Source organism: Psychrobacter glacincola, from assembly GCF_965118485.1.
GTDB classification, from domain to species: Bacteria; Pseudomonadota; Gammaproteobacteria; order Pseudomonadales; family Moraxellaceae; genus Psychrobacter; species Psychrobacter glacincola_D.
The window spans coordinates 1-11,908 of the sequence record NZ_CBCPJH010000054.1; the positions used below are offsets into that span (position 1 = coordinate 1).

10 protein-coding genes are annotated in these 11,908 nt (G+C 39.4%); 3 read left to right on the plus strand and 7 right to left on the minus strand.

All coding sequences use genetic code 11. From position 1 onward, the window contains the following. On the minus strand, positions 1 to 240 hold a 240-nt coding region (locus ACMHKH_RS13845; RefSeq protein ID WP_413521216.1), incomplete at its 3' end, for a MobA/MobL family protein. Positions 241 to 527: 287 nt separating this feature from the next. Between ACMHKH_RS13845 and ACMHKH_RS13850 the strand changes: the two genes are divergently transcribed. Then, positions 528 to 1,046 carry a hypothetical protein gene (locus ACMHKH_RS13850; RefSeq protein WP_413521217.1) on the plus strand — a complete coding sequence of 173 codons (519 nt, stop codon included), beginning with the start codon at positions 528 to 530 and terminating at the stop codon, positions 1,044 to 1,046. Between the two features lie 407 nt (positions 1,047 to 1,453). Here ACMHKH_RS13850 and ACMHKH_RS13855 read toward each other — a convergent pair whose 3' ends face one another. Continuing rightward, positions 1,454 to 4,525, minus strand: coding sequence for an Eco57I restriction-modification methylase domain-containing protein (locus ACMHKH_RS13855; RefSeq protein WP_413521218.1), 3,072 nt, complete (start codon positions 4,523 to 4,525; stop codon positions 1,454 to 1,456). Between the two features lie 300 nt (positions 4,526 to 4,825). On the opposite strand from ACMHKH_RS13855, the gene ACMHKH_RS13860 reads away from it, so the two are divergent. After that, entirely contained in the window at positions 4,826 to 5,458 is a 633-nt protein-coding gene (locus ACMHKH_RS13860) for a recombinase family protein (protein WP_413521219.1), read from the plus strand. Positions 5,459 to 5,621: 163 nt separating this feature from the next. Here the strand turns inward: ACMHKH_RS13860 and ACMHKH_RS13865 are convergent, their stop codons facing one another. The 4 genes from ACMHKH_RS13865 to ACMHKH_RS13880 all read right to left on the minus strand — a co-directional run bounded on the left by ACMHKH_RS13865 (position 5,622) and on the right by ACMHKH_RS13880 (position 9,837). Next, complete coding sequence (locus ACMHKH_RS13865; protein WP_068039600.1) at positions 5,622 to 6,830, minus strand: alpha-hydroxy acid oxidase; 1,209 nt, start codon at positions 6,828 to 6,830, stop codon at positions 5,622 to 5,624. Positions 6,831 to 6,961: 131 nt separating this feature from the next. Continuing rightward, a complete protein-coding gene (locus tag ACMHKH_RS13870; RefSeq protein WP_062846046.1) occupies positions 6,962 to 8,722 on the minus strand; it encodes an L-lactate permease in 1,761 nt (586 codons plus the stop codon). A 477-nt stretch (positions 8,723 to 9,199) separates the two neighbouring features. Then, positions 9,200 to 9,598, minus strand: a complete 399-nt coding sequence (locus tag ACMHKH_RS13875) for a hypothetical protein (RefSeq protein ID WP_413521220.1) — start codon at positions 9,596 to 9,598, stop codon at positions 9,200 to 9,202. Continuing rightward, complete coding sequence (locus tag ACMHKH_RS13880) at positions 9,583 to 9,837, minus strand: excalibur calcium-binding domain-containing protein (protein WP_413521221.1); 255 nt, start codon at positions 9,835 to 9,837, stop codon at positions 9,583 to 9,585. Before ACMHKH_RS13880 ends, ACMHKH_RS13875 begins: the two co-directional genes overlap by 16 nt. 253 nt (positions 9,838 to 10,090) lie before the next feature. Here ACMHKH_RS13880 and ACMHKH_RS13885 point away from each other — a divergent pair, with 253 nt between their 5' ends. After that, on the plus strand, positions 10,091 to 10,585 hold the full coding sequence (locus tag ACMHKH_RS13885; RefSeq protein WP_413521222.1) for a hypothetical protein: 495 nt from the start codon (positions 10,091 to 10,093) through the stop codon (positions 10,583 to 10,585). A gap of 23 nt (positions 10,586 to 10,608) precedes the next feature. On the opposite strand, the gene ACMHKH_RS13890 is transcribed toward ACMHKH_RS13885, so the two are convergent. Continuing rightward, complete coding sequence (locus tag ACMHKH_RS13890; RefSeq protein ID WP_413521223.1) at positions 10,609 to 11,538, minus strand: replication initiation protein; 930 nt, start codon at positions 11,536 to 11,538, stop codon at positions 10,609 to 10,611. Positions 11,539 to 11,908: the final 370 nt, after the last annotated feature.

Here is an 11,908-nt window from a genome sequence, read left to right on the forward strand (position 1 = left end):
TGTCTCTGCCGCTTCAGCGGTATTCCAAAGCGTCTCCCGATCCACACTCACACCCAGCGCCTTTAATGAAAATGGTAAAACGATATCGCTACTCATCACCCCAGACTTTTTACTATAGTCATGGGTCTTGCCATATTTGGCATCATCAAGCACATCGCCAGCACGATAGGCCGCCGACGCCACAGCCGACTGTCCTGCTTTTCGAGAAATCGCCTTTGTTGCAATGTGTACCATCGTCATAAAGAGCCACCTGCTATTTTTGCTTTTTGCACACCACTGCTTTTCGTGGTGTGCGGGGTTTGGGGTTTCCCCAACGAAGAAGGATTCAAAATTAAGATAGTAACGAAGTGGATAGATTAAATTTTGAGTCGTTACTTCGCCCTTAGTCAGGGGGACGCAACCATCACATAATAAAATAGAATAACTTAGCGTTTAGATCGTTTTATGTTAAAGGATATCACAAGTGATTGAATGATAGTGGGGTGCTTGCTATGCTGAGTAAAATTTAACCAATAAGGATAAATCTGATGTCAGTATCTAATAATAAAGCGCCCATGTCTATTTTTGATAGTCAAGATTCTAATGAGCTAAAAGAGCGTCAACGGTTAGAAGAGTTAAAACGCCAAGCTAAGGTTCAGCAGGTGAAGCTGGATAAACGATTAAACAAGCAGAAGATTTTGATGGGGGCATTTTTGGGTCAGGTATTGGCAACTGATGGTGAGAGTGAGCAGATGATTCGAGAGTATTTTGCGATTCATTTTCCAGATTTTTTAACGAGAAAATCGGATAAAGAATTGTTTAAAAGTATGATTGAAAGTTTGGGTGGCGATGTGGGCTTGGGTGAGGAAGAGGGTCCATTTGTAGCCAACGCAAAAGAAAATAATCAAGAGGCTATTGATCAAAATACAGGTCTTGAAAGCAATCAGCCTAGCAGTAGTCACCAAACGCAATCTGATTCTATGGCTAATTATGGGGAACAGGATTCGCTGCTAGATGATAGTAGTTATGCTACTGGTGTAAATAATCCAGATTTGCGTGGGCAATAGGTAATGATGTTAGAAGTGCTGTTAAAGGAATCATCTAGCAAACAAGAAAGACCATAAACACTGGACGTACAGCCTACAGTTTGGTTCTAGTATAGGAAGTAAACTAAATATTCAGTCACCATACTAAAAAAACCTAGGGGAGTTTCCTAAAAACTGTGTAACTGCTTATAATCCATTAACAGGAGAATAAGCAATGACTAACCAAAACGACATTAAAAAACTGGCCCAGCAGATGGCTGGTAGCATGAAAAGCTGAGAGCATCCTACATTTTGTGTAATTATTGATGAAAGCCACATAGCTGTTACACAGAATATAGGATGCTCTCCAGTAGTGGAAGATCCGCTACTGCTAGCATTGCCTATCGTGCTGATAGTGCTACTGGTTGGGTAGGAGTGCTGAGGTGGCCTTAACTCTTAATTACACTAATCTCTGACTTAGTCAAACCATAAATTTGATATACAGTATTACTGATATTTCGTTCAATTACGTTAATACGATTTTGATGCAATTCTTTATCAAGGTCGGTTTTGGCTTGTCTTAGCTGTGGGTAAACACCGATAAGCTGCTCAACATTTTTGATTAGATCGGCTTCCAATTGCTTATTATCGGTTTTGACGATAGGAATTTGAAGCAATGGCTCTTTATCGACTTGGAAATTCTCGCCCTGCATCTTACCTTTATGACGTAACCAAAATTCAATCAGTTTCGAGTTTAAAATGCCTGTCAAATATTTTAGATTCATTCTATCGGTTTTGATGACATAGTAAGTCGCTGAAACATAGGTATCAAAGTTCGTGTAAGAAAAAACGGGTTTACCAACGCATTTACGTTGAGCAATGATTTTTTCACCTTTGAAAAAACTTTCTACCCTTGACCTATGCAAGCCGTAAGGATGGTTACTAGAAGTAATAATTTTTTCAAAACTATCTAAATGTGCCTTTAATCTTGGGTATTTATCCATGCTATCAGTTTTTTTAAAGTCTGAATTGGTGTAAATCACCCAATGCGAGTTTAAAGGTTGAGTTTCATAACGATGTATTTGTTCACTAGTGAAATAGGGCTTGATAAGATTTAACTCGTTATCACTTAATTTTAGGTTTTCCTTTTCATCATTAGAAAGAACAAAAACCCCCATCCCAACTAAACCCCATTGAAGAATCTGCTGATTCTTCTTATTTAAAAAGTCTTGTGGCATGACAATACCTTGAGCGACTTCTTTTGCCGTTAAATCAAAATTCTTAGCCTGTAAAATCTTATCCAGAACATCATTAAAGTCTGACGAATTAAATTTTAAAAACTGGTCTTTCATGTCAATGCGATTAACACGGGGATTCAATACCGTACTTACTCGCTTATCTTCGCCCAAGTCGGCTTGTACTATGGTATGCGATAATTTGCCCTGCTTAAATGACTGGTGGTGAAATTCATAAGACTTTGGCTTGGTTTCCTTTTCCAAAATCATAATCATGGTTTGAATACTAGCATCTTCAAATACCATAAAGCCTGTAAAGTCGATTAACTGCTTAATCTTACCATCTTCAAGCACCTTATTACGCAAGATACTAGCCCCTGCATTACTCACCCAATTATTAGGCACAATGTAGCCTAGCTTGCCTTTGTTGTTTAACAAGTCTAAGCCATAGGCAACAAAGAAATACCACAAATCCATTTTGCCTTGATAATATTTTGCCAAATTACCCTGCTTGACCTTCTCAAAGACTTCTCTGTTAGTGTATTCCTTAACATACGGTGGGTTGCCTATCAAAACATCAAAACCGCTTTTCTCACGGTCAAAGACTTTAGGAAAGTTGACTGCATAGTCAAAGGGTTTGATTTTGCGGTATTCATCCGTACTTAGTTCAATGTTTTCGGTAATTGAATAATCAATCAAAGCGTTACCACAACGGATATTGTGTGTTAAGTCGGGTAAAATCTTTTCGTGGAATAGCACTTGCATCTGATTGGCTGTGACCAATGTCTCATCTTCCAGTAGCTTCAAAAATAGCGATAATTGGGTTACTTCAATCGCTTGGGGGTCAATATCCACCCCATAAATGTGATTGAGCAAAATCTGTTGTTTCTGGGCGATTGATAGCACCCAAACGCCATTTTCACTGTCATAAATACAGTCGCTTTTTTCACGAACACTAGGGTATTCATTGTAATAGTTTTGATAATACTTCAATAAATAATCATACGCACCAATCAAAAAGCTACCGCTACCGCATGATATATCGGCAATTTTGATATCGGCAATGGCGGATAATGCTTTGCCGTCAATCTTTGCCCCAACGGTATTTTTGACAATGTAGTCAACAATGTACTTGGGCGTATAGTACACACCACCCGCCTTACGCACTTCGGGCTTGGTTTCAATGACGGCTTGGTTATTTTGAATTTCAATGACTTTACCTAAGAACCGCTCATAGATATTACCCAAAATGTGAATAGGTATGTAGTTAAAGTCATAGGGTGAATTGGTGTGGTCAAAATCAGTGGTAATCTCTTTGAATTGGGATTCACTCGCCCCTAGAAATTCTGGCTTATCAATAAAGTGGGGTTTGAATACCACACCGTTATACTTAACATCAAGGCGTTTACTTTCAGCAATGAATTTAGCCCATGAGTTTGAAGCATTGGCAATGGCATTGAGCATATTTTCGGGTTCAATGACCTTATCTTCCAAAAACCGCATGAATACAAGGCGGTCAATGGTGCGTTGGGTCGCTTCGGTGAGTTCATAACTTGTTAGTGTTGGATTGTTTATATAAAAGGCTTGAGCCATTTGTAAACGGATATTATCAATATAGTTTAAGAAGCTGTCGTCAATTTCTTGATACCCACCACCCAACAAAGATAACTGCCGTGATTTTCCTTTTGGTAAAGGCAAATTTTCTACATAAGTAGCGATATTACCTGCTTCTACCGCTTCTCTTGATAGCAACCAATAAACATTTTCAAAGACTTCTATGTCTGCAAGTTGCTGATAGCTGTAATATTGACATTCACAACTTAAAATCGTGTCTATATCGGGTGTAAATCGACAATCAATAATGACTAATTCTTGAAAGTCGGTCAAAACAGAAATACCTGTATTGGCGTTCCAACCATATTTAGCAGTTTGGAAATAATCGGCTTGGTTTTGACGTAATAGGCGACTTGGTTTTTTTGCTTCAACAAAAAATTTTACAGTACGAAAATCAGGAGCGAGGTAAAACGCATAGTCGGCTCGCTTTTTATTGGCTGAATCCTTTTGTTTTTGCGATTTTTCGACCTTCACTTCCTGCTGTTGTGGATTTCTTTGGTGTTGATGCGTAACATCCCAACCTAAAGCCGTAAAGAATTTATCAATAAAATCTTGGCGTACTTCGGCTTCTGAATAGCTAGGCAATTTATAATGATGCTCATTGGATTCAAAATCTTTGATTAACTGTTTAACGGTTTCGTGGGCTGTTTCCAAAGTGCAAATAGTAGTCATTTATTATTGCCTGTAAATTAATAAAGATCAGGGTAGTATAAGCGGTTTAAGGTCGGATAAGGAAGGTGGCTACCTTCCTTTCGCCATCAAAGTTTCTACTATCATTCGACATCTGTACCACTGTCTTTAGGTTTAGTGTATCGTCTCAAGTTGATTTACGTTTGTGGCATAACAACGCCTATTTGGTGATATGGGTATACCCCAAGGGAACCAGCTATTTCACCACTCAAACGTATTAACAGACCACTTAAAACAGACTGCTATAATGGAACCACTTATAACAGACTATTTTAGGTGTTTATGTTTATCAGAGCGTATCTACGAGCGTCTACCAAAGAACAGGACGCTAAACGTGCCAAAAGCGAACTCATAGCATTTGCCAACGATCATGGCCACAAGATTGCTGCCTTCTATGTCGAAAACGAATCAGGAGCTATCTTGGTGCGACCAAAGCTTATGCAGCTGATTGAAGATGCTCATAAGGGGGATGTAATCTTAGTTGAGCAGATTGATCGCTTGGCACGTTTGAACCAAGCTGATTGGGATACGCTCAAAAGAATGCTATCAGAAAAAAAGCTCTCTATCGTATCAAAAGAGCTTCCGACCTCATATATGGCGCTTCAACCTGAAAGCAGCACTGAATTTATGAGCAGTGTATTGCAGGCCATTAATTCAATGATGCTGGATATGCTCGCAGCCATTGCTCGAAAAGATTATGAGGATCGCCGTAACCGTCAGATGCAAGGTATAGCTCGTGCTAAAGCAGAAGGTAAGTATGCCGGTCGTAGAAAGGATACGGAAAAGCGTAAGATCATCGCTAGTCTGCTCAAATCAGGTCATAGCTATTCTGAGATACAAGGTATGACCAAGTGCTCACGGCATCTGATTGCTGATGTGGCCAAGGAAAGACCGGAACTTATCATTGCTCATTAAGTGGTTCCACTACGGCAGTCTACTATGAGTAGTCTATTAATGGATTAATGAGCCTTTTTAGATGGTTCCGCTGGGATATACCTTAATAGAACCCGTGCAAACTGACTTCTTCTATCCAAAGTCATTTCTCATAACATTTCTTAAGAGAACAATGATTCGAGAGTCACCAGCGCATAGGTGCTATATAGGGCAGAGCAGATTTGAGTTGCTCATAAGTACCATTTACCAGAATATCATCTGTTACTTCCTGAATATTAGTATGACCACAGAATGCCATACTGATATCACATTCTTTATAAATGATCTCAAGCGCACGACGTACACCATCTCCGCCATAAGCACCAAGTCCGTAAAGAAACGCGCGGCCAATAAGTGTGCCTTTGGCACCCAATGAGATTGCTTTTAAGACATCTTGACCAGAGCGGATACCGCTGTCTAACCATACTTCGATATCACTATTCTCAGCATGGACCGCTTGTATAATATCACTTAGTGCAGCAATAGAAGATGGTGCACCATCTAATTGACGCCCACCATGATTCGAAACCACCAGTGCATCAGCCCCACTACGCGCGGCCATGATCGCATCTTCAGGCTCCATAATGCCTTTTATAATGAGCTTACCGCCCCACATATCTTTGATGCGCGCGACATCATCCCAGCTAAGTGCAGGATCAAATTGCTCTGCCGTCCACGCTGATAAAGAGGAGATGTCTTCGACATTTTTAGCATGACCGACAATATTACCAAAAGTACGCCGTTTAGTACCCAGCATATTCATGCACCATTGCGGTTTGGTCATTAAGTTTAAAATATTGGCAAGCGTTGGTTTGGGGGGTGCAGAAAGACCATTTTTAATGTCTTTATGACGTTGCCCTAATACTTGTAAATCGGCGGTCAAGATAAGCGCTGAACAATTGGCTTCTTTGGCACGGCGAATTAGGTTAGCTATAAATTCCTGATCGCGCATCATATACAGCTGAAACCAAAACGGTGCATTAGTATGCGTCGCCACATCTTCAATAGAACAAATACTCATAGTCGATAGCGAAAACGGTACACCAAATTTTTCAGCAGCACGCGCCGCGTGAATCTCACCATCTGCCCACATCATACCAGTGAAGCCCGTTGGCGCGATCGCTACGGGCATATTGACGGGCATACCCAGCATTTTAGTAGCAAGCGAGCGTCCTTCCATATTGACCATCACACGCTGGCGCAGCTTTATACGGTCAAAGTCAGTCTCATTATTATGATATGTAGTCTCAGTCCATGAACCGGAGTCGACATAATCATAAAACATACGAGGTACTTTACGTTCAGCGACTTGGCGCAAGTCTTCAATATTTGTAATTTTGCTTAAATCTTTCATGGGGTTTTCCTTGGTAACTATTTAGTAATTATAATGTAGTCACTGTAACTAACCATTCTGAATCTAATATAGATAATATAATGGCGTCAGAATGATGAGTTCATAGGATTTTTTAGTGTAGCTATTAAATATTAATTAATCGCCTTTTTTCTACTGGTCAGCGACATTAGTACAAAAAATACTACTGGCCAAATGATAGCCAAAATCCACCACCAAAAATCACCAAAAATGATACCCATACCAATCAATCCAGCTTGAATGACGTAGTAAATCATGGCGAGCAAGGTTTTTCGAATGACGTAGCCTTCTTTATCTATTAACCCGACCACTGCACACGCGGCAACCACGTTATGTACTGAAATCATATTACCCGCTGCACCGCCCACTGCTTGAAGTGCTACTACTTGTGCAGCATGGCTGCTATCAAGGCCAATTTGGCTCGCAGTTGACCACTGAAAATAAGAAAACATCATATTACTGATGGTATTGGAACCTGCAATGAACGCACCCATTGCGCCAATCCATGGCGAGACTAGCGGCCATGCATTTTGAAACGCCCCAGCCGCACTTTCAGCCAATAATATCGGCATGGCTGGTAGCGAAGTGGCGACATCGGCGGCTGAACCTGAATTAATAAATACTTGTACCATCGGCACCGAAAACAATAAAGCTGGCGCTGCCGCAATCATAGTTTTTGCTGAATTAATCCAACTACGTTTTACCGCTTGTCTGTTCATTTTAAACAGCAATATACACAGTAATGAAGTAATAATTAAAATAGTACCCGGAGAATAAGCGAGTTGTATTTTACTAGAAATAGTCGTACCAAAAAGATTGGCAAGGTTAATCGTTGTGAAGTCCCCTACCAAAAAGTTTTTCAGCGGTGTCACAACCCGAGATACAATTAATAGCCCAATAACAATAATATAAGGAGAAAATGCCCTTATTAAAGTAAACTTTGGTGCTATTGAATCATCATATTGTTCTTCGTCCAAAGTACCTAGCCAATCTTTGTCCCAGTCGTCTCGGGGTGCAAAATCGAAGATATCTTTCGGCATTAAAAATCCGCGCTTTGCCGCAGGAAGTACAATCAGTAAACCGATAAAACCGCCTACTAATGATGGAAACTCAGGACCTAGGTATTTAGCCACCAAAAAGTAGGGAATGGTAAAGCTGAGACCGGCAAAGAGTGCAAAAGGCCACACTTTGAGCCCTTCGATAAAAGAGCGTTTTTCGCCAAAAAATCGCGTCAAAAATGCACTTAAAATTAGCGGAATTAAAAAGCCTACTAATGCATGTAACAGCCCGATATTAGCGGTAATTTGTAAGAGATAATTTTCAGCAGAGGTCGGCGCAATAGACTGAGCTAGATCTTGTTTATCACTGATACCAGACCAAACGCCAAGTAATATCGGTGTGCCAACGGCACCAAATGACACCGGCGTAGACTGGATAATCAACATGACCATAACAGAAGCCATTGCTGGGAAACCTAGCGCCAATAATAGTGGAGTACCGATAGCAGATGGCGTACCAAATCCTGATGAGCCCTCCACCAATGAGCAGAATAACCACGCCACAATGATTGCTTGAACGCGTCTGTCAGGCGAGATATCCATAAAACCTTTACGAATGGCGATGATGGCACCACTTTCTTTTAAGGTATTGAGTAACAAGATAGCCGCAAATACGATGAATAAAATCGTGAGCGCTACAATAATACCGTTAACAGTGGCAGCAGCGACTTGAGCGCCACTAGCATGCCAAACGAAAAAAGCTAGCAATGCCGTTGCAAGATAAGCTGCGCTCATAGATATTTTTGCCGGTAGCCGCAGGACTACAAGTAACAAGAAAACGACGAGAATAGGCGCTAAAGCCAAAAAGGTATACATTATAACAATCCTTGTTGATAAGTGTACCAGCCAATTATTTTATTAAGCTGGAATCACTAAACCTGAAGTTATGCCAAAGTCTTTTTAGCTTTTAAATAACATATTATTATTTGACTTCAACAGTCCTCTGTTTTTATATTTTTACGAACATAAGAATATCTTTAAGTTATCGAGATTCGATAGTTCTTCTGTATTTAATATGGTAAATTGCTTGGACAGCCAAAATAGCAAAAGTGGACAAATTATACTAGTAAATAAATATAGATCAAAAAATTAAAAGTTATGACGATCTTGATCAGCGAGTCTTTGATTATAATCTCGATGATTACAGTAATGAGCCCTATCGTCGATTGCTCTCGTTAATCCTGCATAAAATAAAAGCCACCAATCTCTATATATAAAGTAAGGGGCTTGATAGCGAGGCTAAAAAAAGATGAGCTACAACTGAAAATTTAAGTCCTCACTAGGGTACCGAACTTAATAATTCGCAAGCTCATTCTCTTGCTCATCACACACTCTCAACCCAATTTGTACGGCCTCATTAAGATCAGCACCTTCCTTGACACTATAAGGCACATTTGGCGTTAAACGACTTAGCTTTAAGCCATCTACCGCTGCTTTATTGAGCGGTATACCAACGTAAGATTCATCGGTGTAACCCTTAGGATGAAAAAACACCTCACGACCAAAGGAAAGATTTGAGGCACACGCAATCTCACCCTCAGGCACCGTAAACGGATAAGGTGTTGCGTAATCTTTACTCCATGTCTGCTCACCCACTATGATATAGCCTGAACCATACAGATCATCCTCTGTATTGCCTGAGCTGCACCCAATCATAACGATAGACGCTACTGCAATTAACCACCTGGACATATTGATTCGCATGGTACGCCGTCCTTATCACGGTCTAGCTTGGTATTTCCACATTTGAGTGCTTGTTTGGCTTGTTCACAGCTAACCATCTGCCCACAAGTGCGTGGTAAGCCTTTGCATTGAGAGTCGCCAGCACCTTTAGCAAACAACGGATGCTCTACCTCAACATCACTATAAAATGGATTATCAGTGACTGTAACTGCTGCCTGAGAAGATAAAGCAAAGAGAGATAACGCCATACTTAGAATAACTTTTTTAATAAAACCTACTTTTTTTGATACCCAAAACACTGTTTTCAAGCATTAATAATACCCTATATTTGTTCAATAAAGTGAGTGCTATATAACTAACCGTCTGATTTACACAGCAGTTTATTTATAATTTGCCTGATAGACGGGTTAGTGCCATAGTTGTTCACTGAACGTTCTGTACAGTTGTACTGTACAGTCTCTAAAAACGTACTTGAACACTAGGTGAACAATGAACATATCCGTGACAAAAGCCGCAAAAGAATGGGGTGTATCAAGAACGACGATCTATCAGAAAGTCAATGATGGTGAGCTTTCCAGAACAGCAGATAAAAAAATAGACGTTTCAGAAATGTTGCGGGTGTTTGGTGAGCCAATTTCTAAAAAACGTACTGAACGTTCAGTGAACACTGTTCAAAGTACGCCCCTGAACAGTCAAAGTGTTCAGTACAATACAGACATTGAACACCTATTAGCGCTTGAAAAGCTCAAGAATGAACACCTCAGCCAACAGGTAAATGATCAAAAGAAGTTAATTGAAAATTATCAGCAGCAGATAGCACAGCTGAACAAAACGCTGGATAAAGCCAACGCCAGTATCCAGGATTTCGCACAAGTAAGACTGCTAGAGTTTAAGCAAGCTGAAATGAGCGATGAGCCGCCACTTGAACAAGAGCAAGAAAAAAGAGACGATTCGATCGTCGTGACGGCTAAGAAGAAAAAACGGTGGTTCTTTTGACTATAACGGGTGTTAGAAAAAAATTAGTGTTTAATCTTTGGTAGATAGCTCTCTAAAGCCTTATTGGGCTTGTTAAAGCTTTCAGGCTCTCGCTGTATGATATTAATCATTTCGCGCTTAAATGCGTCAGTCTGCATTTTGCCGTCATAACTTAGGCTTGGATGGTTGTTATAGTCATTCATAAACTGCACGTTATCAACAATCGACTGTATGGTAGCTTGTGACAGGGTGCCATCTTCACTGGTTAGTTTATCTAGTGTTTTCCGATGGAATTTGAGCGTTAACCCCTCGTAACCTTTGCCTCTACTCTTTTTTTTATATTCCACACTAACTTTATAATTTGTACTTTCGCTAATCTCTTCTAATGCTTTATCAATCACATATTTCCGAAGTTCACTAAATTGCTTGTATTTACCTTGTATACCCATGACATATTTAAAATCTTCAAGCTCATATGCCTTACTGTATTGATACTGTCCAATCCAACACACTATTAATTCATATAAGCGTATTGAGTGTATGCTTGATAGCTCACTGATCTCTAACAACTTATATTTAGTAAAATTTGCTTTCAATTGTGTCAAATACGGCAATATATCTTCTGCAAAAGTTAGCGTAATTTTCCCTGTATTTGGGCTAAATAAAAGACTACTAACAAAGCGTGTACGCAGTACTTCATTGTCTGGCAGTGCGATGATCACTTCCCTTTCAAACAAGCGGTTACTAGCTTGCTCAATATCACGATAGATATTTTTTGCGTTGCTATCACGATAAAAAAGCCTTTTTATCTCATCAGTAGTAATAGTAAATTTGGTTTGTTTACTGATATTTGGCGCATCAGGTCGGCTATCAATTTGACTAATACAAGTTAATAAAAGCTCTTTTTCTTTTGTTGTCATCGTATAAGTAGCAAGAACTAAATCATTTGACTGTACGACTAAATTATTTTCCATTTTATATTTCACTATTTCTACGTTTATTGTAATTCCATATGAGATAAACTATCATAAAAATAGTAAAATAAATAGCTATCTTTAAATAACTCTTTTTTTGGCTCATTTACTCTTTTTTTGGCTCATTTACTCTTTTTTTGGCTCATTTACTCTTTTTTTGGCTCATTTACTCTTTTTTCTATTTGTAAACTATTGATTATAAAGAAGAAAAAACGCTCTTAAACAGGAGTAAACAGGATCAAACAGGATCAAATAAAAACCCTTAAAGAAACGGGTGATAAAATTTTTTGTGGATAAGTGAAAAATCATCATTTAAACCACGTAGCTTGCCTAAGCAATTTATCCCTCAGTAATCGTTTTTTTAAGGATT

Excerpts from the sequence above, each read along its gene's own strand:
- ACMHKH_RS13890 (WP_413521223.1), bottom strand. The coding sequence starts at position 11,538 with ATGGAAAATAATTTAGTCGTACAGTCAAATGATTTAGTTCTTGCTACT.
- ACMHKH_RS13870 (WP_062846046.1), bottom strand. The coding sequence starts at position 8,722 with ATGTATACCTTTTTGGCTTTAGCGCCTATTCTCGTCGTTTTCTTGTTA.
- ACMHKH_RS13865 (WP_068039600.1), bottom strand. The coding sequence starts at position 6,830 with ATGAAAGATTTAAGCAAAATTACAAATATTGAAGACTTGCGCCAAGTC.
- ACMHKH_RS13850 (WP_413521217.1), top strand. The coding sequence starts at position 528 with ATGTCAGTATCTAATAATAAAGCGCCCATGTCTATTTTTGATAGTCAA.
- ACMHKH_RS13880 (WP_413521221.1), bottom strand. The coding sequence starts at position 9,837 with ATGGCGTTATCTCTCTTTGCTTTATCTTCTCAGGCAGCAGTTACAGTC.
- ACMHKH_RS13875 (WP_413521220.1), bottom strand. The coding sequence starts at position 9,598 with ATGTCCAGGTGGTTAATTGCAGTAGCGTCTATCGTTATGATTGGGTGC.
- ACMHKH_RS13855 (WP_413521218.1), bottom strand. The coding sequence starts at position 4,525 with ATGACTACTATTTGCACTTTGGAAACAGCCCACGAAACCGTTAAACAG.
- ACMHKH_RS13860 (WP_413521219.1), top strand. The coding sequence starts at position 4,826 with ATGTTTATCAGAGCGTATCTACGAGCGTCTACCAAAGAACAGGACGCT.